22 protein-coding genes are annotated in these 23874 nt (G+C 56.3%); 10 read left to right on the forward strand and 12 right to left on the reverse strand.

Annotation, left to right across the window (positions count from 1 at the left end; translation table 11 throughout):
- Nucleotides 1-13: 13 nt before the first annotated feature.
- The gene (locus AB1644_12250) at nt 14-1117 is read right to left on the reverse strand and encodes a hypothetical protein (protein MEW6051815.1); all 1104 of its coding nucleotides are present in this window, start codon (nt 1115-1117) and stop codon (nt 14-16) included.
- 498 nt (nt 1118-1615) lie between these two features.
- Nucleotides 1616-2014: a GNAT family N-acetyltransferase gene (locus AB1644_12255; GenBank protein MEW6051816.1), complete on the reverse strand. Its 399-nt coding sequence runs from the start codon at nt 2012-2014 to the stop codon at nt 1616-1618.
- A 156-nt stretch (nt 2015-2170) separates the two neighbouring features.
- Here AB1644_12255 and AB1644_12260 point away from each other — a divergent pair, with 156 nt between their 5' ends.
- Together AB1644_12260 and AB1644_12265 are read left to right on the forward strand one after the other, a co-directional pair.
- On the forward strand, nt 2171-2557 hold the full coding sequence (locus AB1644_12260; protein MEW6051817.1) for a hypothetical protein: 387 nt from the start codon (nt 2171-2173) through the stop codon (nt 2555-2557).
- A 148-nt stretch (nt 2558-2705) separates the two neighbouring features.
- A complete protein-coding gene (locus AB1644_12265) occupies nt 2706-3107 on the forward strand; it encodes a hypothetical protein (protein ID MEW6051818.1) in 402 nt (133 codons plus the stop codon).
- On the opposite strand, the gene AB1644_12270 is transcribed toward AB1644_12265, so the two are convergent.
- The 6 genes from AB1644_12270 to AB1644_12295 all read right to left on the reverse strand — a co-directional run bounded on the left by AB1644_12270 (nt 3097) and on the right by AB1644_12295 (nt 9907).
- Nucleotides 3097-3990, reverse strand: a complete 894-nt coding sequence (locus AB1644_12270; GenBank protein ID MEW6051819.1) for a DMT family transporter — start codon at nt 3988-3990, stop codon at nt 3097-3099. The two genes, AB1644_12265 and AB1644_12270, sit on opposite strands and share 11 nt — an antisense overlap.
- Complete coding sequence (locus tag AB1644_12275) at nt 3977-5095, reverse strand: trifunctional transcriptional activator/DNA repair protein Ada/methylated-DNA--[protein]-cysteine S-methyltransferase (protein ID MEW6051820.1); 1119 nt, start codon at nt 5093-5095, stop codon at nt 3977-3979. Before AB1644_12275 ends, AB1644_12270 begins: the two co-directional genes overlap by 14 nt.
- A 169-nt stretch (nt 5096-5264) precedes the next feature.
- Nucleotides 5265-5771, reverse strand: a complete 507-nt coding sequence (locus AB1644_12280; GenBank protein ID MEW6051821.1) for a DinB family protein — start codon at nt 5769-5771, stop codon at nt 5265-5267.
- Between the two features lie 135 nt (nt 5772-5906).
- On the reverse strand, nt 5907-6863 hold the full coding sequence (locus AB1644_12285; protein ID MEW6051822.1) for an aldo/keto reductase family protein: 957 nt from the start codon (nt 6861-6863) through the stop codon (nt 5907-5909).
- A gap of 92 nt (nt 6864-6955) precedes the next feature.
- Nucleotides 6956-8989 carry a hypothetical protein gene (locus AB1644_12290; protein MEW6051823.1) on the reverse strand — a complete coding sequence of 678 codons (2034 nt, stop codon included), beginning with the start codon at nt 8987-8989 and terminating at the stop codon, nt 6956-6958.
- Nucleotides 8990-9007: 18 nt separating this feature from the next.
- Nucleotides 9008-9907 carry a tetratricopeptide repeat protein gene (locus AB1644_12295; protein MEW6051824.1) on the reverse strand — a complete coding sequence of 300 codons (900 nt, stop codon included), beginning with the start codon at nt 9905-9907 and terminating at the stop codon, nt 9008-9010.
- Between the two features lie 204 nt (nt 9908-10111).
- Here AB1644_12295 and gmd point away from each other — a divergent pair, with 204 nt between their 5' ends.
- The 5 genes from gmd to AB1644_12320 all read left to right on the forward strand — a co-directional run bounded on the left by gmd (nt 10112) and on the right by AB1644_12320 (nt 16918).
- On the forward strand, nt 10112-11080 hold the full coding sequence (gene gmd, locus AB1644_12300; GenBank protein ID MEW6051825.1) for a GDP-mannose 4,6-dehydratase: 969 nt from the start codon (nt 10112-10114) through the stop codon (nt 11078-11080).
- Nucleotides 11077-12069 (forward strand): GDP-mannose 4,6-dehydratase, encoded by a 993-nt coding sequence (locus AB1644_12305; protein MEW6051826.1) that lies wholly within the window; start codon nt 11077-11079, stop codon nt 12067-12069. Before gmd ends, AB1644_12305 begins: the two co-directional genes overlap by 4 nt.
- Nucleotides 12070-12082: 13 nt before the next feature.
- Complete coding sequence (locus tag AB1644_12310) at nt 12083-13423, forward strand: nucleotide sugar dehydrogenase (GenBank protein ID MEW6051827.1); 1341 nt, start codon at nt 12083-12085, stop codon at nt 13421-13423.
- 116 nt (nt 13424-13539) lie between these two features.
- Nucleotides 13540-15492 carry a HEAT repeat domain-containing protein gene (locus AB1644_12315; protein ID MEW6051828.1) on the forward strand — a complete coding sequence of 651 codons (1953 nt, stop codon included), beginning with the start codon at nt 13540-13542 and terminating at the stop codon, nt 15490-15492.
- The gene (locus AB1644_12320; GenBank protein ID MEW6051829.1) at nt 15473-16918 is read left to right on the forward strand and encodes an HD domain-containing phosphohydrolase; all 1446 of its coding nucleotides are present in this window, start codon (nt 15473-15475) and stop codon (nt 16916-16918) included. The genes AB1644_12315 and AB1644_12320 overlap by 20 nt, the downstream gene beginning before the upstream one ends.
- 76 nt (nt 16919-16994) lie before the next feature.
- Here the strand turns inward: AB1644_12320 and AB1644_12325 are convergent, their stop codons facing one another.
- The 3 genes from AB1644_12325 to AB1644_12335 are packed head-to-tail and all read right to left on the reverse strand — an operon-like array spanning nt 16995 to nt 20319.
- On the reverse strand, nt 16995-19061 hold the full coding sequence (locus tag AB1644_12325) for a PilX N-terminal domain-containing pilus assembly protein (GenBank protein ID MEW6051830.1): 2067 nt from the start codon (nt 19059-19061) through the stop codon (nt 16995-16997).
- 17 nt (nt 19062-19078) lie between these two features.
- The gene (locus AB1644_12330) at nt 19079-19915 is read right to left on the reverse strand and encodes a prepilin-type N-terminal cleavage/methylation domain-containing protein (GenBank protein MEW6051831.1); all 837 of its coding nucleotides are present in this window, start codon (nt 19913-19915) and stop codon (nt 19079-19081) included.
- A 14-nt stretch (nt 19916-19929) separates the two neighbouring features.
- The gene (locus AB1644_12335) at nt 19930-20319 is read right to left on the reverse strand and encodes a prepilin-type N-terminal cleavage/methylation domain-containing protein (protein MEW6051832.1); all 390 of its coding nucleotides are present in this window, start codon (nt 20317-20319) and stop codon (nt 19930-19932) included.
- A gap of 865 nt (nt 20320-21184) precedes the next feature.
- Between AB1644_12335 and AB1644_12340 the strand changes: the two genes are divergently transcribed.
- The 3 genes from AB1644_12340 to AB1644_12350 are packed head-to-tail and all read left to right on the forward strand — an operon-like array spanning nt 21185 to nt 23622.
- Nucleotides 21185-21787: a DUF4398 domain-containing protein gene (locus AB1644_12340; GenBank protein MEW6051833.1), complete on the forward strand. Its 603-nt coding sequence runs from the start codon at nt 21185-21187 to the stop codon at nt 21785-21787.
- Between the two features lie 6 nt (nt 21788-21793).
- Nucleotides 21794-22972, forward strand: a complete 1179-nt coding sequence (locus tag AB1644_12345; protein ID MEW6051834.1) for a L,D-transpeptidase — start codon at nt 21794-21796, stop codon at nt 22970-22972.
- Nucleotides 22969-23622: a L,D-transpeptidase gene (locus tag AB1644_12350; protein ID MEW6051835.1), complete on the forward strand. Its 654-nt coding sequence runs from the start codon at nt 22969-22971 to the stop codon at nt 23620-23622. The genes AB1644_12345 and AB1644_12350 overlap by 4 nt, the downstream gene beginning before the upstream one ends.
- Nucleotides 23623-23625: 3 nt before the next feature.
- On the opposite strand, the gene AB1644_12355 is transcribed toward AB1644_12350, so the two are convergent.
- A partial coding sequence (locus AB1644_12355) for a hypothetical protein (GenBank protein MEW6051836.1) occupies nt 23626-23874 on the reverse strand: 249 nt, incomplete at its 5' end.

The raw sequence follows: 23874 nt of genomic DNA on the forward strand, positions 1-23874 counted from the left end.
AACAGTACCGTGATTAGTTGACACATCGTACGCATTGCTTCCTCCAAGAAGACTGACTATGTCGCGGCAAAGCAACATCGCGCAACATAGGTGTAGGGATATCAAGGATTGATATTACTCGTTCAATTTTCATAGTGGCGACATCAAATACCAGGAAGTGAGCATTGGTGAGTCCGCTAATGACGACCAGTCGCCTGCCGTCAGGTGTAATCGCCAACGACGAGGGGTTGAAATAGCGAACGGTATCCCCATTCTGATTTATGAGACCAGTAGTGGAAACTGTCGCCACCCTTGTCAGGTTTGGCACGTCGAGAACAAAGAACGCTCTCGGCGTGGGCGGACCGAAGAGGGCAGTTCCAGGGCTTGTGTAGAATAGCATGTCCCCCGTCGGGGTCATCTGGAGGTCACCATGACCGGGTACAACGTCCTCGACATACAAGGCCGAATCAGTGTCTGGATCGAGAGCGATAAGCTGGCTGGAAAAGCTCCCGGTAGTGAGGTTCAGATAGAAGAGACTGTCCCCGCATGAGCGTGTCACCTCTTTCAGCAGGCCAGCCGCGGTCGGAACCGCTGCAATTACCGTGTCTTCTCCGTCAAATGAAACACAATACACACCACTGACACTGCCGGAAGCGCCGAAGAACGCCCTTCCGTCATCGGTGAACGACCCAGCACTTAGTTCAAACGTGTCAGAATAGGCGACTGAAAAGTCAACTGTCCTAACAATCTGGAAGTCGCTCGCACAAACCGCCAGGAATTGACCGTCCGGTGATAAAGCGGCTCCGCGGGTGCCATGCGACTCAATCGTGTGGACTACCATATCCAGTCCGAGGTCGAATACTGAGACGCCAGCGTCAGATGCTAGGTACAACCTCTTGCCGTCAGGTGAGACATAGATACCCCACCTCGCGTCGGCACCTGTCCAGATTGTATCGATCAATCCTGACTCAACGTGGTAACCATACACGTGCCTCGTGTCAAATTCGTCTGTTATGTACGCTACGTAGTCAACAGGTTCAGGCGGGGGGTCAGTCCCGTGGTCACTGCAGGTCAACGGCAGCAGGCAAAGAGCCAACAGCAGCCAAAAAACTGCCACCGCTCTCGTACTTACATTCACGATGATAGACCCTCCATTCGAGAGTTGTGCAACGCCGCGATTGTGAGACGCCATAATCCACAGTCTGTTTAATGAGAGGTGTCTGATTTGTGTGTCGAGCTACTTATAAGATAAGAACTGACACTGACAGAACCTGTCAGTTTTAGTTGAAGTTTTTTGGGCCAACCCGAGAAAAATTAGATATTTGTATCGACTATACAATTAGTTATGCAACATTGCGTTACGTCATTCTTAGCCAAACAAGACAACTTTCCTCCGTCAAAAAAAACAATGATGCGACCGGTCAGAAAGCCCAAAAATGGAGAATTCCGTCTTGGCTGAATCCCCCAAATCTACACATACCGCTCCAAAGGTCTCTTCGTTGTCGTTATTCGCTACGTCCTCTGCTTGTATTGACGATGGCGCTGTGAGGTGCGTTAGATCCAGCCCTAGCGAAACTCCACACCCTTCGTGCGAGCCACGGCTTCTGTCAGTTTACACGGCTTGGATTTTCGGCACTTATGACTTTCGCGGTATTATCCACCCGTTCTTCACGTACTCAAATCCAATATGCTCATAATACCCCTCGGCGGTTAGGGCCGCTAAGAGCAGAATCATCACCTGGTCGCCAAGCTTCTCTTTGGTCAGTCGAATCAGTTCTTTGCCGATCCCCTTTCGCTGGAAATCTTTCGCCACCGCGAGGTCAGACAGATAACAGCAGTAACAGAAATCAGTCAGTGAACGGGCGAATCCGACCAGATGGTCGCCATCCCAGGCGGTGACGAACAGATCCCCTTCATCGAGCATCCGTTGTATTCGTGGAAGATCGCCGGTTGGGCGCTTGAGCCCGGAATTGTCAAAGAGCGCCGCCACGGTTTCGACGGGAGGCACAATGCTGTCGGTGTATGAAATCGGCATGCAACTCGCTCCTTTTCTGAGTGCCGTAATATACGCGGCGGAGAGACCGAGGTGGAACAGAGTTTGATAATAGAGTGTTTAACTCCATTACAACAGTAGGTTCAATCCAGGGGTCCACAACAACCGCCCAATGGGCGGGAAAGGAAGGATTTGGTTATGGCAAAGACGGCTTTGGTCCGACTTGTTCCCCTTGGATTGATCGCGGCGATGGGGATTCTCGGCTGCTCGTCGGACAGCAACTCGACCGGCGGCGGTGGCGGGGGCGGCGGGCGTGAATTCGTGTCAGGGGATATGGGAAATGGTCAATCGTACCAGCATGTATTTACGAAATCCGGAAGTTTCCCCTACTATTGCCGCTATCATGGTGGCGCCGGGGGAGTCGGGATGGCCGGCACGATCACTGTAAGTGGCAGTGGCTCGGCCAGCTTGCACGCGTTCAGTATTACCAACAATACGCTGCAGAGCACGACGATCGATGTCGGCGATACCGTACGCTGGACGAACAATACGGTGGTGACTCACACGGTGGAATCAGACAACTGATCCGCTGCTCATACCATAGGTGACCGCCGGCGAAAACCCTTCACCGCCGCCGCGATCTCTTCAGACTTGCCCAGGGCGGTTTCGACCGCTATCATCAGGCAGTATTCTAAAACTACATAACAAACACCCTAACCTTCAGGAGTGCGCCATGCGCCAGCTTGTTTTGCTCGTATGCATGGGGATACTGATGACCGCCGCCAGTTCGCGCGCCGGTATAATCCCGACCTGGGAATCCCCCTCGAAAAAACTCGGCTTCTATCCAATCACTAACGAGATTTCACTCTACAAGAGTTACGATGACGGCGGCCGTGACCGCGGGCAGACGGTGCAGATCATATCGATCAACTCGATAAAATTGCTTACCACGTTCACCATTGAGTTTACGGGTGACTTCAATTACGACTACACGCCCGGGCTCTCAAACGATCACTACATGGAACTGGGTGTGGTGAAACACATTACCAATTTCTTCAGTCTTAACGTGCAGCGGGTGATGACGACATTCGGTGACAGGCACGTCAATCAGTACGGGGTGCGGTTCAGTTTCTGACGCTTTCAACGGCGGGAGCCCGCCACTTCAGGACATTTAGCACCAAGCCGGTGCCGAGCAGGATCAACGCGGTGCCGGCCACCATCGTTGGTGTGATCAGTTCGTTAAGAAACATCGCCCCCCACAGCATGCCGAATGCGGGCATCAGAAATGTGACTGTCAGAGCCTTGGTGGGACCCGCGTCTACGACGAGCCGGAAATAAAGCAAGTATGCGACAGCACTGCACAAGAGCGCGAAGACGATCACTCCGGCGACAATCGTCGGCGTGATCTCCCCGCGCAGAGGCGAAAATGGCACGGCCGGAAGGAGCAGCAGCCCGGCTGTTAACTGGCTGGCCCCGGCGACGGCCATCGGTTTTATACTCGTGCCAAATCTCTTGATATAGGTGGCGACAAAACCGTAGCAAACAGTGGCCCCGATACAGGCCAGCACCGCCAGCGCGAACATCGGACCCGGAGTCACCGAGCCGAGCTTGACCACCATCATTACGCCGATCGCTCCGATAACCAGCCCGGCCAGTTTTTTGAACGTGAATCGCTCGCCAAGCAGCATGGCAGCGAACAGCGCTCCGAAGAACGGTGCCGTGGAGTTCAATATGACCGAGAGCGAAGCCGGGATATGCAGAGCCGCAAACGAGAACAAGAAAAACGGCAAGGCCGAGTTGAGGGCGCCTATCAGAATGTACTGCTTCCAGTACTGCCGCCATTCCAGGTCTAACTTGATGGCACGGAAATATATCAGAAGAGCGATACCGGCAATCAGCACCCGAAGGTCCGCGGTCAAAACCGGACCAAGTACGGGCGCGAGGACTCGCATGAAAATAAACGAGCCGCCCCAGATGGCCGCCAGGATCACCAGCCGGACGGTGTCAGCGGTTCGCATGCTGACCTTGGGACCCGGTTACTGAAGCACCTTGCGTCAGGCTCTGGTTTGCCGACTGAGCCATCACGTGCTTCTCGTGGTCAAGCAGCCATTGCTTCCGCCAGATGCCGCCGCCATAACCGCACAGGCTGCCGTCGGAACGAATCACCCGATGACACGGGATGACAATGGCGAGCCGATTCTGTCCATTGGCACGACCAACCGCCCGTACGGCACTCGAACGGCCAACCTTGCGGGCAAGTTCGGCGTAGGACCAGGTACACCCCGGCGGGATCCGCTGCAGATTCTCCCAGACGGCCGTCTCGAATTCCGAACCGGAAGTCACGAGCGCGAGTGAGAAGCTCAGCGACCTCCCCTCATAGTACGCCTTCACTTCGTCCCCTATCTGATCAAGATACCGATGTTCTCCCGGCACGATATAGGCGCCGGTCTGTTTTCTCAGGCGGACAATCTCGTTCTCCAGTCCCCGTCGGTCGACAAATTCGAGCAGGTGAAGGCCGGCATCATCGGCCAGTGCCAGCATGGCCCCGAGGGGTGTGTCAATCCATCGGGCATACAGGCATCGAATCCCCTTGGCGCGACTTGGCGGCATTCCGAAAAGTTGCTTGAACGCATCATAAAAACCGGAGGCCGATTCGAAGCCGTGGTCGATCTGCGCGCCGATGACACTCTCGCCCTTCCGAATGTCCCGCAGCGCCAGTCCCATGCGACGGGCACGATGATACGCCTGAAAAGTCATACCGTAGTAACGCTGGAACTGACGGCGTGCGGTCGAGGGATCGATTCCCCTGGCGCGAAGTTCCGCATCGCGAATCCGCCGAACTGGTGACTCATCGACCGCGTCAGCCAGCTGCTTGACCAGTTCGGGCGGACGTTTGTCTCGCTCCATCGGATGGCATCGCGAACAGGGGCGGTACCCGGCGAAAAGCGCCTCCTGCTGCGACGGGAAAAACTCGATATTCCCCTGCTTTGGTTTACGGGCGGCGCAGGTCGGCCTGCAAAAAATGCCGGTGGTTCGGACCCCCACATAGAATACGACCTCATAGGCGCTGTCTCGATTCAACAGCGCCTGATACATGATGTCAGGCGATGGCAGCTTGCTCACATTCACTCTCCTTGCGGCTGGAGAACCATACTCCACTGAACGACGTCGCATCAGGGTATGTGCCCATCGGTTGTTTGTTTTCTTGCCGCAAGGTACCGCCGGCCACAAGAGCCTGCATCCGATTTTGAGGCACCAAATTCTTTTCTTTGGAGAACCGAGAATCCGCAGATCAAACCGTCGGCGGGTTCATCCCCCTGCCGGCCCATTCCTCCATCGATGGTCCATACACGCCCGGCACTTTGAGCCCTGCCTGCCGCATCAGTACGGTCATCTGCCCGCGGTGGTGAATCTCGTGACGGATCAGTACGCTCAGCGTGAAACTCCGTTTCCATTTATATGCGCCGTACATGGTGTCCTCGGTCTCCAGCGAGGCATCGGCCCAGTGGCGCTTGAGATTGTCGCCCAACTCTTTTGTTACCGCGGCGTAAGCCTTCTGGATCTCGGCGGCAGTCTTCGGCACCGGAGCCTCTGGATCAACACTCGTGAATTTCATCCCGGTCTGCGACATCATCTCGGCATACGTCGTTGTGATATGCCAGGCCATGCGGCCAAGGGTCCGATGGTCCTTGGCCACGCTTTGGGACAGGGAGGCATCGGTGAGCGCGTTCATCATTTTCTGAGTCTCGCTCGATTCGTGTCCCCAGTCCTGTTCAAACTCGGCGATCGTCTTGAACATGAATTTCTCTCCTTTAATCGAATATGACGATTGGCGAATACAGTAGAAATGTATACGAATGACCCTGTTCGTTGGCCATCACATTATCGCTATACGAGCTTTCCCGGAATAGTCACAGGCCAATCAGGTAGTGCCCTATGTCAGTCTGATATTGACCGTCCCACCGAGAATCGCTTCAACTTTCTCAACTACCGCCACGCTTAACTCGAACTCTGAGGCAGCGATGTTTTCTTTCAATTGGTTTTCATCGGTGGCGCCCGTCAAAACTGCACTGATCTCCGGCAATCGCAGCGCCCAAGCGAGCGCCAGTTGGCTCACTTTCACATTGTACGAATCCGCCAGCGCTGTAAGCTTGCGGACTTTGGCGATGTTCTCATCGGTGAGGTCCTTCTTGAGCCATTCCGTACTGGCCCCGCGTGTTCCGGCAGGGGTGCCATCATTGTACTTTCCGGTCAGCAACCCCTGGGCCAGGGGAGACCAGACGGTCAACCCCAGACCGTACTTGCCGCATACGGGAATGATCTCCATCTCAATATGCCGGTCCAGCATGTTGTAGCGCGGCTGCTCGACAATCGGCCGATAGGCATTGAAGCGGTCCGCATCGCCGATCGCCCGCTCGATCTGAGCCTCGGTCCAGACCGAGGTGCCCCAATACAGGATCTTGCCGCTTCGAATCAGGTCGTCCATCGCCCGTACGGTTTCTTCAACTTCGGTATCCGGGTCGAAACGATGGCAGAAATAGATGTCGATATACTCGACGCCGATACGCCGAAGGGAATTGTCGATCGATTCCATGATATGTTTGCGGCTGAGGCCCCGGTCGTTGACATTGTCCGACATCGGCCAGAACAACTTGGTGGATATTACCAGGTCGCTCCGTTTGCAATCGCGAATCGCCTGACCGACCACCTTTTCGGCCTCGCCACGGGCGTAGATGTCCGACAGATCGATGAAGTTCACTCCCTGGTCGATCGCGGCTTTCACGATGCGCTCGGTTCTGGCTCCGTCCACCGAGCCGCCGAAAGTCAGCCAGCCCCCCAGTGCGATCTCGGAGATCTTTAACCCGGACCTGCCCACTCGACGATAGTTCATGAATACGTCCCCTTAAACGATTGATTTCTTCACGTGACGACAATAACGCACAAAGGTGGGTCTTTGGCAACTGGCCCGCTGGTGAGATGTCATCACCATTTCAGTCCGGGATTGGCGGCTGCTTTCTGACGGATATAGCTGCTGTCCATCCCGTGCTCAAGGGCAATGTGATACGCCTGCGAGGCCAGGTCCGGCCGGTTGCGCTCAAGATACAGGTCCCCCATCCGCTGGAAGAACTCGTAACCAAACTCCCGCATGGCGGCGAGTCTCCGAAGATGTGCTATCGAGCTGTCCTCTCGGTGAAGCCCGTAGAATGCGGCCGTCAGATTGATATGAGCATTCGGTATGGTGCTGTCGAGTTGCAGGACCCGTCGCAGGACGGCCACCGCGTCGGCAAACTGCTCTTTTCGTACATGGGCCGAGCCAAGGTTGTTAAGAATGGCCGCGGAATATGGATTAAGGCCATCGGCAATCAGGAGCATCGTCTGCGCGCTGTCCAGATACCCCAGGTCGAGATAGCACACCCCCAGATTTGAATAGCCGTCGGCCAGCAGCGGATTGACCGTGATCGCCTGCCGCGCCCAGGCGGCGGCTTCGCCGAACTTCCCTTCATTGATAAGCTGCCCGGCTTTTCGATTGTAACCCATCTCGGGATAGTCCCGCTCATATTGTTCTTCCAGCTCGGCTACGATAGTCTGATTGCCGGCCGTCCGGTGATACTCCATCAAAACCGGCCAGGCGTTCTTGCTCTTGACCTTGTCCAGCTTGAGGTAATCCTCGATATGACTCACCGCCACCCGCGGCGTGGCCTGGGAGTCGACACGTGGTCCTAATACAAGCAGACCCATAACGATTGACAGCATCACCGCCGTGGTGCGATGCCGCTCCGATGGCTGGTAACGGAGTGTCAAGTAATAGCCCCTCAGGGCCATCGGCACGCCTACAAATGCAAACAGGTCCCAGTCGCGGGGCAGGCCCAGTTTGGGGTTGAAGATAAAAAGGGCGCCAAACGCGGAAAGAAAAAGGATGGCCAGAAATCGATCCACAGGTTCTCTTTTGATCCCTTTGACCGGCGAGCTGATCCATGCGGTCATCAACACGGGCAGCCCCGGCAACAGCATTATGAGGAAGTTGCTAATGTCGAGCAGTCGACGTGGTGCGAACAGAGTCTCACCGTCAGCTGCGAACCGGTCCGCGAAAAGCGGGATGATGGCAAACCGAAAGAAATAATAGTGGGTGGAGATATAGTAGTACACGACAGCCCCAATCGCCACGGCCGCGATGGCGATCAGCCACTTCGTCGAGGTTGCTGTCCGCCCCAGTGCCTTTCCTACGGCCGAATTCCGCACGAGCAGGTATACCAGAGCGGGTGTCAGGATAACCCCGAAAATGTGCAGCAGCGTCGCCATGACAGCCGGAATCAGCGCCCACCATCGCGAGATTTTCCCGGCAAGCGCCAGCACTCCTGCGAGCCCAAAGGCGAGCACGGCAAACACGAACAGCGCGTAATGCTCGACATACCCGAAATACAGAAGCATGAACCCGGAACTGCCCACACCCAGTGTGAATAGATATCGATGGCGGTTCTGTTCGAACAAATGGCGGGCACTGAGGATCAGCAATGCCAGCACGCCAATGCCGGCTGTCCACGAAATAAGCTGGAATGTCTTAAGCGCTGTGTCGTCGGTGTCTGCACCAATCAGGTCGAACAGGGTATAGTGCAGTTTCGAGGTAAACATGTCCCACGACTTCACGGGTGGTACATGATCGGCCAGCCGCTGGAGCAACTGGTAACCATCGCCAAGAAAAAACGTCTGCGAGTGAAACTGAACGAAGAGTACGGTCGTGATCGCCGCTACTACTGTGGATACGATATAGAATCGAAAAGTCGAACTGGCGCCATCGGCAATCAGCTTGCCGGACAACCACAGGGCAAACGGGCCGCCGCCAAGGGCAAATAGCACAACCCCGTACCAGGCCCAGTCCGGCCAGTACGCCCACCAGTTGACTCCCCAGAGGCGAGTGTGCGGGACGAGCGAAGCGACAAGCAAGAGGGCAACAGTAGCGTAGTAGGCGATAAGGAGTTGAATCGAGTGGTCGCGATCCGATTTTTCGGGTTGTGTCATCGAGTGAACCCTGTCACTCTATTTCTTGGCCTGTGCGATCCGCTTGTTGATTTGTTCCCAGATATCGGGAGCCGATGATTCATACCCGGCCTGACGGTACGAATCACGCGCCTGCATCAGCAGTGTCACCCCCTCTGATTTTTTCCCCTGAGCGATGTACACCTCCGCCATGTCGTGCGCAGTTTGCCCGATGACGCTGTGGTCGCCAAGCCGTTCCGCCCAGGCCAGCGACGGACGAAGCCATTGCATCGCCTCATCGAATCGGTTGAGCATGCGGTAGGTCATCCCGATCGAGTAATCGGCCACCAGCTTGGCCCGCTCATCGGAGAAGCGCCAGTGGTATTCACGAGCCTTGAGATAGCAGTCGAGCGCCTCCTCGAATTTGCCCGTGTCGTAATAGGTCGCACCGAGGTTGTTCCAGAGCGGGCCCAGCCAGTTGTCGGCATCGGAGCTTTCCGCAATGGCGATCCCCCGGCGGCACCATTCGATCTGGTCGTCAACCGACTCCGCCACGATCGCGTTCATATTGGCGGCGTCGACAGCCCGCGCCGCCAGATTGTTATTGGCACAGAACGTGTACATATCCTGGAACGTCTGGCGGGCGTCGAGAAGGTTCTGGGATTTCCATTCGTACCGCCCTTTTACGCTCAGGTAACGTGACCAGCCCATCGGGTCCGTTTCAACGGCTTTGGCCGAGGCCTCTTTCAGCCAATTAAGACCGTCCTCTTTGTTCCCCTGGATCAGACTGACGCGCGCGATCTGCGCCAATGCTTCCACCTCGACCGGACGATTGAACTCCTGCCGGGCCAACTCGCAGGCCCGGCGGTAATGGTCCAGAGCCTCACCATATTGTTTGGCCTGGAACGACTCGTCGGCAGACTTCAATGCGGCGTCGGCGGTCAGATCGGACTGATTCACTATTCCTCCAGAACGGTGCGGTGTCGCGCTCAGGGCGAATATACGGTAGTCGGATGGACTGACGCCAACGAAAACGGAGCAGCCTGAGGCAGGATCGCCCCCCCCAATTCCGTTTGACCCCCCTAAGTCGCTGGCATATATTCCCCTCCGCAGCGGTCGAAGACCGAGTCGATACACCGACTCGGGCGAACACGAAAGGTTACCATGCGCGCACTTATTACCGGGATTACGGGTCAGGATGGCTCTTATCTGGCGGAGTTGCTGCTGGAAAAGGGGTACGAGGTGGTCGGCATGGTCCGGCGCGCCTCCACCGAATCGTTCGAACGGATCAACCATATCAAAGACAAGATCACGCTGGTGCAGGCGGATTTGCTGGATCAGCTCTCCATAGTTGAAGTTGTCAGCCAGCACCGACCGAATGAGGTGTACAACCTGGCCGCGCAGTCGTTTGTCCCCACCAGTTGGGTGCAGCCGGTGCTGACCGGCGAATTCGACGCGCTCGGCGTGACCAAAGTGCTCGAAGCGATCCGGCTGGTCGATAAGAAGATCCGCTTCTATCAGGCGTCGTCATCGGAGATGTTCGGCAAGGTGCGGGAGGTCCCGCAGAAAGAGACGACACCGTTCTACCCGCGCTCCCCATACGGGGTCGCAAAAGTCTACGGGCATTTCATCACGGTTAATTACCGTGAAAGCTACGGTATCCATGCCAGTTCCGGCATCCTGTTCAACCATGAATCTCCTCGCCGGGGACTGGAGTTTGTGACACGGAAGATCACCGATGGGGCTGTCCGCTGCAAGCTGGGACTGGCCGACAAACTGGCACTCGGGAATCTTGACGCCAAACGGGACTGGGGGTACGCCGGCGACTATGTGCGAGCGATGTGGCTGATGTTGCAGCAGGACCGGGCAACGGATTTTGTTATCGCCACCGGCCAGACGCACTCTGTGGAGGAATTTGTCAAGCTGGCCTTTGGCGCCTTGGATCTGGACTATCGCCGGTATGCCGTTACCGACCCGCGCTTTGTCCGCCCGGCCGAGGTGGACCTGTTGCAGGGAGATTCTTCTTTTGCACGCAAGAAGCTGGGTTGGGAGCCAACCGTCAGTTTCGAACAACTGGTCAAGATGATGGTCGTGGCAGACCTCAAACGCCTGTCGGGCACTGCTTCCGAATGAGAAGACCCTCCGCTCTTATCACCGGTATCGCCGGATTTGCCGGATCATACTTGGCCGAGGAGCTTGTCGCCAGCGGCTTCGATGTTTCCGGCACTTTACTCAAGAACGAATCGACCCGCAACCTGGGTTCAGTGAAGGCTAATATTCGCCTGGCGACGCTTGACATTCTCAACCAATCGAAATCTGAAGCGCTTGTGCGACGCCTCAAACCGGACTATGTCTTTCATCTGGCGGCTATCGCATCGGTCGGACAGTCGTTCGACAAGGAGGATCAGACTTTCCAGGTCAATTTCCACGGGACACTCAACATGCTTCGGGCCACCCAACAGCCTGTGAAGCTGAAGAAGTTCCTGTACGTGAGTTCTTGTGACGCCTACGGTGTTGTCTCGAAGACCGGGTCGCCGATTGCGGAATCGCAGCCGCTCCGACCTATCTCCCCGTACGGCATATCTAAAGCGGCCGCGGAATTCGCCTGTCAGTATTATTACCGTCGGTACCGTGTGCCGGTCGTCATCGTACGGGCGTTCAATCACAGCGGGCCGCGGCAGACCGAGTCATTTGTGATACCATCGTTCGCTCGCCAGATCGCGTTGATCGAGGCGAAACGTCAGCCGCCAATTCTGAAGGTGGGGGATCTGTCGGCGAAACGGGATTTTTCCGACGTGCGCGATGTTGTGGGAGGCTATCGTCTGATCGCGGAACAAGTCGAGCCGGGTGAGATCGTTCACATTTGCTCAGGCAAGGCAGTCTCCATCAAGCGCGTGCTTGATATGTTACTGCAGTTGTCGACAGCCAGAATCTCTGTTCAGGTGGACCGTGGCCGCCTGCGCAAAGCCGATATACCGGTGCTTCGAGGTAGCAACCGACAACTCCGGCTTCGCACCGGGTGGTCCCCTCACTATCAACTGGCGCAGACTCTTTCCGATACACTCAATTACTGGCGGCGCGAAGTGGCCGCTCACGGCACGATATCGAAACGACGATCATGAGGAGATTGACAGTATGGCATCCAAGGCCACCAAGAGATCGCAACCGGCCGACGAACTGATCACCCGCATCCGTACCCGCACGGCGGTACCCGGCGTGATCGGTCTGGGGTACGTAGGCCTGCCGCTGGCCATGGTTCTGGCCGAAGCAGGTTTCAAAGTCCTCGGTTTCGATATATCCAAACCGAAGGTGAAGTTGCTGAACTCCGGCAGATCGGATATCGACGATATCTCCGATGCCGAAGTGCGCACGACGGTCAATTCCGGCAAGTTCTCCGCTACCGATGATCCCAAGCGGATTGCGCAAATGGACACGATATCGATCTGTGTCCCCACGCCGTTGTCGAAGACCAAAGACCCGGATGTAAGCTACATTCTGAGAGCTGTCGAAATGGTCCAGGCAAACCTGAAACGGGGTGCCCTGGTCGTGCTCGAATCGACCACCTATCCCGGCACGACCGAAGACTTGATCCTGCCAAAACTCGAAGAGACCGGTCTCAAAGTTGGCCGTGATTTCTTCCTGGCCTTCTCGCCGGAGCGCGTGGACCCCGGGAATCCGAAATTCAACACCAAGAATACACCGCGCGTGGTGGGCGGCGTCACTCCCGACTGCACCCGGGTAGCGATGGCCTTCTACGAGCAGACACTCCCGCTCGTGCAGGCAGTTTCGTCGACTCAGGCAGCCGAAATGGTCAAACTGCTGGAAAACACCTTCCGTTCGGTGAATATCGGGCTGGTCAACGAGGTCGCCCTCATGTGCGATCGGCTGAAGATCAACGTGTGGGAGATCATCGAGGCCGCCTCCACCAAGCCTTTTGGTTTCATGCCGTTTTATCCGGGCCCCGGTCTCGGCGGGCACTGCATACCGATCGACCCGCACTATCTGTCCTGGAAACTCAAGTCGCTGAACTATTATGCACGCTTTATCGAGCTGGCCGGCGAGATCAACAGCCATATGCCGGAATATGTCACGGAGCGGGCGATCCGCCTGCTCAATACCCGCAGCGGCCTGGCGTTGAGCAAGGCGACCGTTCTCGTACTAGGGCTGGCGTACAAGAGGGATATCAAGGATATTCGGGAATCGCCGGCGCTGGACGTCATCAAGCTCTTCAAGGACCGGGGAGCCAAAGTGCTGTTCAACGATCCGCATGTTCCGGAATTCGAAATGGACGGAAAACGGGTCAGGTCAACCAAGGTCACCGAAGCGCTGCTCAAGCAGACTGACCTCGTCGTCATCGTAACCGACCATACTTCCTATGAGTATCAGTGGATCGTCGATCACTCTAAGCTGGTGTTTGACACTCGTAACGCCACCAAGAAAGTGAGACGTAATCGCGATCGGATCGAGCTTTTGTAACCTGCTCGACACGCCAGGTAATAGCCGACCTCAAGGTCGGCTATTTTTTTGCCGCAGAATGGGTTAAGAGAGTCTGACCGGATGCCGATGATAGGACAGATACGGGGAAAAAGCGAATGACCGAGACACTTGTTAAGTCGCAAAACCGCCTGAAGGATATCAGCCTGATCCTTCGTGATCTGTTGAAGGTCATCAAGGTGGTGGCGATGTACCCGGAAGGGAATCCTCTGCCCCAGTCGCTGCGGCGGTCCTTTGCGGAGAAGCTGGCGAGTATTATCGAGGAGTCCGGAGAGATTCATCTCCGGATCGACAGAAACTCGCTCACTTGCGGACAAGATGTCGTTTTCACCGATGGCTCCAAAGAAGAGAGCCTGGCTGGCCTGTTTTTCGATGTCGGCATAACGAGCATCACGTTCAAAGAGGGGCTTGAGGTCGAAGAGATATATCGATTCCTCGATACCATCAAACGATACCAAAACGCTCACGACAAATCACTCGATCTGGCAAACCTCCTGTGGGAAGCCAATCTCTCTCGTTTTTCGTTTACGACGCTGGCCGACGTCGAATTGGCGTCATATGACGGTGATTTTCGCGTACAGGAGATCCTCCGCTCGGCCGGCATGGATGACACCGGTCGCCAGCAGATGGCCGGCGACAAAGAGGAGGCGTACGACGCAATCTTCCGACTCGAGGATTCCTCGAAAATAGAGTTGCCCGATGACGGTCAGACAGTGATTCGCCGCGGCCCTGGGACAGCTGACCAGGGCAGCCGCTCGGGCACGCCGTTCCACGCCATTGTCCCCGGCGAACAACCCTGCTCAGTGTTTGATGAAAACGCGGTTGACGAGATCTCGCTGCGGGTTTCCGAAGCGGCTGAGGCCATGGGGTTCGGCGACCTGCCCGGTGGACAACCGGTCATGCCCGATACGGCGCTGATTCTGAACGATGAGTTCAAACTGTCCGAGGAGCAGGAGCAACAGATCACCAGCCTGTTGGTGGATGACGCCCAATTCGACATGAACGAATCCACGGTCGAGTTGCTCAAGGAAATGCTGCACCAGGAAGTGGAAATGGATGCCTTCTATGAATCAGTGACGATTTGTGAGAAGGTCTATGGTGAATTCGTTCGTGCGGCGCTCCTCACCGAAGGGGGAAAGATACTCGATTATTTTCAGGCGCTCGCCGAGCGACTGGAAAAAGAAAAGCCGCTGTGGGCGGAACGACTGAAAGACGCGCGGATAACGGCCGGCAGCCGCGACCGCCTCAAATATCTGGTGGAAGCGCTCAACGGCAACCCGGAGATCAGCGTCCAGGACATGCGAAAATTCCTCGACCATTTTGGCTGGGAGGCGCTGTCCGCGATCACCGATCTGCTGGGGGATCTCGAACATCAGATGCACCGCCAGGCGTTGTGCGATTTCCTGGCCGTGAAAGGGAAGGATAATCTGCAAACCGTCTCCAAGGGGATCTTTGACAAGCGCTGGTACGTGGTTCGCAATTCCATCACTGTCCTCTCGCAGATCGGGGACAAGAGCGCCCTGGCGTATCTGAAGAAGGCCGCCGCTCACGAGGAACCGCGCGTACGATTGGAACTGGTGAAGGCGCTGCGCGAGACGGCCGACCAGGAGGCGCTCGATATTCTGAAACTGCTGGTGCGAGACGCCGATGCCGAGGTTCGCCGACAGGCCGTCGAAACGATCGTGGCGCGACGCGGTCAGGCCGCCTTCGAGGTGATCACCGCCATTATCAACGATGACAGTTTCCTCACACTGGATCAATCCGAGCAGGAGAATCTTCTGACCGCCTACTCCGTCCTGGGCGGCGAACATGCTATCGAGTACCTTCGAAAACTGATCGTTCGGTTCAACTTATTCAGAGACCCGGTGCTGGCGTTCTTCCGGCGCGCCGCCTTCCATGCCCTGAGTCAGAACAAGAGCGATCGCTCCGGCCGGGTGCTGGCCAAGCTCGGTTCGAGCTGGCGCCCCGAGATCAAGCGGCTGGCGATGGCGGCTGTCAAAAAACGCCGGGAACATGTCTATGGAGGCTCCCATGAACATGCACGCGGCTGAGGCGCTTGGCCGGGCGCTGGCAGGCAAGACCGAGGAGAAACTGCTCCTCTCATTCTTCGTCTTCTATAAGACAGCCCGGATAATCGATGAAAACAACGCCGTCTATGCAAACCAGAGCCGGACCTTTTTCGAGAACCTGATGGCCGAGCGGGAGCAGTCCGGCGATGTAACGATCAAGAGCGTCGATGGTCACTATTTTGTCAGTGAGCGCATGGTTCGATTCGCCGCCGCAGCCCAGTCCGGCGCCGACAGCGTGATTGCCGAATGGAAGTCGCTTGGCATTGGCGGCGTGACCTTCCGTGCGACCGCCACGATCGAGGAAATCCGGGCGTTCGTGAAGTTCATGGCGGGCGTCAAACCCAACAGCACCAATATCAAGGGATTGTCGGCGGAACTGGCTTCGCGCCGATGGCACGGCACCAGTCTGTTGTCACTCAAGGAGATCGACGCCGACCGCCCGGCGGCGACTGAGGAATTGCGCCGACAGTTTCGAACCGCCGCCAGAAGCACATTCTTCCAGTCGATGAACGTGGTGGAGGAGGCGATCGTCAACACCCTCCACGAGAAAGACGTCAATATCGCCAAGACCAAACGGGTGGTGCATTCGCTCATCGACCATATCATGCGCGATGAATCCTCGATGATCGAACTGGCCTCAATCAAGAGCTATGATGATTACACCTACGCGCATTCCACCAACGTCTGCGTCTATGCGTTGACGCTCGGCGTGCGGTTGGGACTCGACCGGCCCAGACTCTCACAACTGGGTTTCACGGCGCTGTTTCACGATATCGGCAAGGTCAAACTGCCAACCGATCTGATCCGCAAGCCGGATGCCTATGATGAGAACGACTGGATCCAGATGCAGCGTCATCCGCTCCTGGGCGCCAAGACTATCTTCCGCAACATGAAGCTCGACATCCACACCGCCAGGGCAGCCCGGGGAGCGTTCGAGCACCATATCAATAGTGATTTCACCGGGTACCCGACGTTGCACTACCACAAGCGAACGCCGAATCTGTTCTCGCGCATCATTTCAGTCGTCGACACCTTTGACGCTCTCACCTCCGGGCGCGTCTATCTGAAGAAGGCGATTGGCCCCGACGAGGTGCTTAAGAAGATGCGGTATCAGATGGCGATCAAGTTCGACAAGTTCCTGCTTGAGATTTTCAACGATATCATCGGCATCTATCCGGCCGGCTCGCTGGTACTCCTGACCAGCGAGGAGATTGCTCTCATTCTCACCAACAATGACAAAGACAAGGCGCGGCCATACGTCAAGATCGTCGGCACCAAGACAGGGCTCCTGGAAGACCCTCTCTGGGTGGACCTCTCTCTTCCGGAGCACGCTCACAGGAAAATAGTCCGTCTCATCGACCCCACCCGCTACGGGCTCGATATCAAATCGTTTGTCCTGAAGGATTGATCCGCAAAACGAAAAGCGGCCCCTGCCGCCATCGCGACAGAGGCCGCTCACATCTCCCGGATATCGGGTCAGCCCGTTATTCGGAGTACCAGGCCGACTGGTCCATCGCCACCTTGCTGTCGTCCTTGATCTTCAGGAATGTCTTGAGACGCTGGTCGTAGTTCAGCTTCAGACTGTTCGGCACGAGCACACCAACGTCGGCAGCCACCATGGCGCCGTTGACGATCATCTTGCCGCCGTTCTTGCTGGTTGACCGCGTGAGAGCAAAGATCGAGTTGTTCGTATACATCTGGCCGTCGATCTTGAAATCAGAGCCGGCAGGCCGGGCCGCCTCATCAGCTATCCAGAGATTCTTCAGGTTCTGGGCTGAAATCCAGTTGTTAGTCGATGACAAAGCCACAGTCTTGGCGTTGGTCAGTTGTGCGTCGCCAGGATCGAGCTTGGTCAAGAGCGTCAGGTCATAGGAGCTGGCATGTTCTTTCCCCTGCCAACTGTTGGAAGCCGGATCCCAGTAGGTCCCGGTTCCCCCCTTTGGCTTGTTATAGATATACACTGGATCGCCGCTGTTCATGGTATAGTATCGGGGTACGTACGACGGATCGTAGGTCGCGTTCGGTACCAGAGCACCGTTCTTGTCCGGCAGAAATTGCTGGGTTTTGGTCCATTCGCCGCGGTTGAACAGAGTCATCTCAGACATGGTGAACGAGAACTTTTCTCCGCCGGAGAGATTCCCCGGATCGATGCTGGTTGAACTGTTGATATTTCCTCCGGAGGGAGTCAGGTAATCCCCTACCAGGACGTTCTTGCCGGCCGCGAGAGACAGGGCGTTCTGAGTACCGTCATCAGCCATTCCGAATGTTCTGGTTCCGTTCTTGGTGCCATCAGCATAGGTGACGTCACCAGTCATGTACACGTTTCCTCGGGCGAAGATCTGACCGGTCCCTTTCACGACGCCTTGAATGATAACATCGCCGTTTACGGCAATATCACCGCTTATCTCTATCGGGTTGGCGGTTGTGCCTACCAATATGAGATTGCCGTCGTAGCTCTGATTGATGCCGGTCTGGTTCCCTGCACCCGGCAGCGCACCGGCGCCATAGGTCGACCCCTGCGGCACGCTGTAGATAACACCCCCCGAAATGCTGCCGGATGAATTGAGCGCCACGTCGGCATATTCGGCGTCATCGACCACCTTGTTGCCGTTGTCATCTGGAAACGGCGGTGGGAACTGATCCGGCAGTTTGCCGTCGGTCATATCCGCGTCGGTCGATGGATAGTTCATGTACAGGTTGCCGTATTGCGGGAGCGGCGTGCCGGTCGTGTTGGTCAGGCTGACCGTGTTCATCGGCTCCTGAATGGTGCCGTCGGTCGAACTGATGGCATAGCCGTTCAGCCCCTGGCCGGTAGGGGAGAGATTGGTGATTGGATTCCCCGCCTTGTCCGTGACAATCCCGCGAGTATAGACAGTGCCCGCCACGTACGATTGCGCTGATGTGGTCCGCAACAACATCGATTCCAGAGAAGCCACTTTGACTCGGTCGAAGGTCCCCTGCTTGGCCGGGTCACCGTTATAGGTGCGGTCGACATTATCGATGGTAGCGTGGCACATGATGCAGTTCACGTTTTTCGCAAGGATGGCAAAATCGAAGCCGCGAAACGCCTCACCCTCCACGCGGTAAACGGCCGTGATGGTCTGGGATGCATCCTGGTCCCCCTTGCCGACCGAACTGACGGTCAGCACCGTGCTGCCGGCTTGGTCCTGACGCTGCACCAGGACAGACTCTATGACCTGTCCACCCGCCAGATTCTGGTTCTTGCCCAATGTCAATGTGCCGTTGTTGACCAGGCCGATCTTGTCCAGGAATCCAGTGTAGGCGGCCCGGTTGCCGACTTCTCCCGGGACCTTCAACGGATTGGTCGATGAGGAGTTGACGTAATCGGCCCACAATGTCGATCGGGCGAGCGCCTGCCCGGCTTCAGCCGAATAGAAGGCCTGAGCGGCGTTCTTGACGTTGCCGGATAGCGTCACATCATCAACTGAGGTCGAGATCATCTGCGTGCCGATGAGGGTCATCATCAGCAGAATAAGCAGCACGACCAGAATGGTACTCCCGGACTCTTTTGAAAGCATATGCCAACTCATGGCAGACCTCCACTGGACTAAAATCGATTGTTTCGCAGCACGACCTGTGTCGAAAGGGACCGGCGCCGCCGCCCCTCGTGGCCGACCCGGGTGGCCTCGAAATCGGAATCCTCCGTCAACGCGTCCACCGTAATATGCGCGACATACACGGTGTCTGACGGACCCACCGCCTGAACCGTGTCGCGACTCGAGAGCATATATTGAAGCTGCAGATCGTAGATGTTGTCGGCAAAAATCTGCGGCACGCCGCCGTTGTCCGAACGCATCAGGCGCGGGTGGGTCGTATCCGAGTTATCTATGAAGTACCGCACTTGCTGCATCCTGATGACCTTGTCGCCCGGTACCGGGTCGAACAGCAGATCCTGGCCTTGATGATATACCTCTTCCCAGCCGCTGCCGTTGTTGGTCGAGACTTTGGTCACCGTGAACCACTCCCCCTGTTTCTGTGATTCGTGCCAAAAATAGACCAAATCACCCGCCTGGTATGCACTCAAGTTTGTCCCCGTGGCCACATGGATCGGATTCGCCTGCGCCTTCTGTGTGTGCTCACCGATATCGATCGATCCGCCAAACGACGCGAAACGTACCTCGAGCGTGTCAGGATTAGCGTCGATGGAAACTATCGGCCCGATAGCCCTGGGGATATTGGCGCCGGCGTTGCGAAGATTATGAATGATCTCATCCACGCTGGCCCGGACACTCTGCTGCATATCGGAGATGTTCTCCTGGACCAGCATGTGGTTATGCTGGGAGGCATAAAACTCGAACGCCGCCACCGATACCAACGCACCCAGCCCGAGCGCGATGATAAGCTCGACAAGGGTCAGGCCGTGTTGATTGTGAATTCTGCTCATGCACTTCCCCACGATCATATCACCGGTTTGTAGGTGGAAAGATTGACCGTCCGAAACTGCGCCTGACGGTCGATCCACTGAACGACCACGTCGATCTTCACCAGCCCGGGCGGAATCGAGGCGTTGGTGCTGTTGTCTTCGACCGTACGGTAAATGTCGTACATGCCGCTCACCGAGTCGGTGATGGAGACAAAGGGCATCGAACCGTAACTGGGCATCTCCACGAGCGATTCAATCTCCTGCTGAGCCAGGGCATTGGCGGTGGTGTTGTCGTTGGAGAACGTGTTGCCGTAGGTGGACATGGTTATCAGGAGCGCCAGTCCCAATATCCCCAGCGCCAGGATGATCATGGCGATCATGACTTCCAGAAGCGTAAACCCGTGATTGAGCCTGAGTCGAATCATCATAACCTCCGTAGTGATCGGCGGCTTCCGGACGCGAACAACGTATGCCGCGCCGCTCTTCATGCATATCAGTTGCCAGGACGGTAAGAAAAATACTCCAATATCGACCGCCGATTGCCTCGCTGCGGCGCAACGAGATGAAACCGGTTCGCAATGCCGATCACGAATCCTCTCGGCGACAACTATAGTCCATTATATCGGCAGTTGTGGGAGTTTGTCTATAGCTGCGGTGGTGGCACCATTATGATATCCAAGGAGTTGAGTCGAATCAGAAATCTGGCGCGTCATGCCCGATTGTTCAAAAACAGGACGATGTGGATAGCTTGTAGCCAGTTTACGCATCCTGTCGGCGGCCGCAGGATTCCGTGAAATCTGCATGAACCAACTCCCCGCTTGCGTTTATACATAATATAGTCACAACACCCGTCCCTAAGCCCTGCTGTATCGATATGAAAGGAATGCGCACCACGATGAAAAGGTTGACCGGTCAGGACACGTACTTCACTATAACCGGTTGATCGACAGATGGTTGCGTTCTCGCGGGCGTTGTCTGCGTGTCGATCAGATATCGATCCAGGCTTGTACAGCAAGGAGAAAAATATGTTGACATTGAATCAGGTGAGGCCATATTTACCGCTCAAATTTGTGGGTGTATCGGCTCACGAGTTTATTGTGGTGAAGCGAAGCTGCGTTTGGAAGGAAGACGTCGCGACGCGTATCGTCCGACCGAGGCGGGAACGAGACAGAAAACGATAACGAACCAAACGGGATGTGCGCGGTTGGGAGTCGTCTGCGCGTATCCTTTTTTTTCGTCATAAGAGCAACTAAACCTTTGATTCAAACCCAATTGGAAAGGGAAACACACATGTTCAAACGTATTTCGCTGGCTGTGGTGGCCTTGATGCTGCTGGCGCTGTTCGCCGGTTGCAGCAAGCCTCCGGAAGCGGAAATGCAGGCGGCCCAGTCGGCGCTCGACGCCGCCAGAACGGCTGAAGCGGAGCAGTATGCCCCGGCCTCCTACCGGACCGCTATGGACTCATTAAATGCAGCAGCTGCCGAGAAGACAACACAGGACGGCAAGTTCGCGTTGTTCCGCAGCTACGGCAAGTCCAAGGAAATGTATGTTCGCGCTCAGGCTCTCTCCGAGAAGGCGACGGCTGATGCCAACACCGAAAAGGAAAGAGTAAAACAGGAAGTCATGGGGATGATGGCCGGCGTGAAGGCCGCTATCGACTCCGCCACCATGGCTCTCGATAAGGCTCCCAAGGGTAAAGACACCAAAGCCGAGCTGGAACTGATCAAGAACGACTTGGCCAGCCTTACCCCGGCGTACGCGGATGCTGAAGCCGATTTCAACAACGGCAAGTACCTCTCCGCCAAGAGCAAGTTTGAATCCGTCATGCAGAAGGCCAAGAGTATCTCCGATGAGATCGCGGCCGCGGTCGCCAGGAAAAAGGGCGGCAAGTAACCGCTGATGATTGGCAACCGGATGTTTCCGCGGGGGGCCGCCGTCAAAGGCGGCCCTTCCGCCAACTACCGTATTCGAACCGCACGCAGATTGTCGCGTCACAGACTCCGTACATTTATCATCATCGCCGTGGTCATCTTTGCCGGCGCCGGCGTAACCTTTCTGTTTCTCAATCCCCCCATGCCCCCTACGGTCCTGTTGGATAACGCCAAAATGGCTCTCAAGGGTGCCGTCAGTCGGAATGCACCACGGTATTCCGAGGCCACCTTCCGTACCGCCGAACGACTGATGAAAGAGGGCTGGATGGAGATGGCGCGGCAGAACGGCCGACTCGCCCCGTTCCGCGATTACCGCGCGGCCGATTCATTGCTCCAGACCGCCTACAAGGCAGCCATGGACGCGGCAGCGCAATCGGTCACTTATGTGGGCAACCTGCAGACGCTCACGCTGGCCGAGCGAAACGACCTCTACGATGAACTTCGCTCGTGGGAGGAAGCTCTCAATGGCAATCTCAATGTCCTGCAGGTAAAACGCTATTGGTATTCGGCCGAACTGGCGCTTCACACCAGCGACCGGCTGACCAGGGCCGGCGAATACGAGGAAGCCCGTGACCAGCTCGGACTGGGACGGACCTGGTTGAAAAAACTGAGTGATGCTGTCACCACCGCCGACAATGACCACGCCACATACATAAAGATATGGCGCCGCTGGGTGGCCGAGACGATAGAACAGTCGCGCGCCGCCGGTTCATATGCCATCATTGTCGATAAGTCGGTGCACAAAACCTATCTGATCAAGTCGGGGAATCTGTTCAAAACGTATAATTGTGAATTGGGCTATGGTTCCGCCCGACAGAAGATGTTTTCTGGCGACGGTGCCACGCCGGAGGGAAAATACCAGGTGACTCTGGCCCGTCACCGCGGCAGCCGCTACTATAAGGCGCTGATGATCAATTATCCGAACGAATCGGACCAGGCGCGGTTTAGAGAGAATAAGGCCAGAGGTGTCATCTCGCACCGGGCCCGGATCGGCGGCTTGATCGAAATTCACGGTGAAGGCGGACGCGGCAAAGACTGGACCGAAGGGTGTGTTGCCCTCACCAATAAAGAGATGGACAGTATCATGCAGTACGTAACCACCGGCACACCGGTGACGATTGTCCGTCGATTGGATATGTGGCCATGATGCGCTGGGTTATATGGGGCGCGGTGGGACTGATAGTCGTTGCGACCATCGGGGCGCTGATCATTCTGCAGATGACTTCGGCGCCGGAACCGCCACTGGCTGATGCCTCGATATTTAATGATTCGATTCCGGCCCAACTACCTAAAGAGCCTAAGCTCGCCCAGAAGGAACTGCAGAAGGCACGCCGTAAACTGGGTTCGCTTCGCCCGACTAAGCCATACATTGTGATCGACACCCACGCCAACAAGATATTCCTCCGCACCGAGGACTCGATCATGCTGGTAGCCACCTGTTCGACCGGCTCGGGGGGGGAGTTGATCGACAGCGTCACCGGTCGCAAGTGGATTTTCGATACGCCGCGCGGGGTGTTCAAAGTGAAAAACAAACTGACCGAACCCTGGTGGCGCAAACCGGACTGGGCGTTCATCGAAGAAAACGAATCGATTCCGAAACGCGAAGAGGACCGCTTTGATCCCAACGTCATGGGGGAATACGCACTCGGTTTCGGCGATGGCTTCTTCATCCACGGCACCATTTATGAGCGCCTGCTGGGAATCAACGTGACCCACGGCTGCGTGCGGGTGGGAACCGAGGATTTGGAGAAGCTCTACAAGCGATCACCAATCGGCACCTCCATCTATATTTTCTGATATTCAGTATCGCTGTATGCCCAGGTATGTAAAGCCGATTAGCACGGCAGTCATTGCGAGGAGTTCCGCCGAAGGCGGAACGAACGAAGCAATCTCGCCCGCTGCCCCAAGGTCCATCATTGCGAGGCGCTCCGCCCCCTCAGTCATTGCGAGGCGCTTCGCCGAAGCAATCTCGTCGCGGGATGGTAGGTCCATCATTGCGAGGCGGGTCGCCAGTTCCGTCATTGCGAGGCGCTTCGCCGAAGCAATCTC

It is taken from the genome of Candidatus Zixiibacteriota bacterium (assembly GCA_040753875.1).
Classification (GTDB): domain Bacteria; phylum Zixibacteria; class MSB-5A5; order GN15; family FEB-12; genus DATKJY01.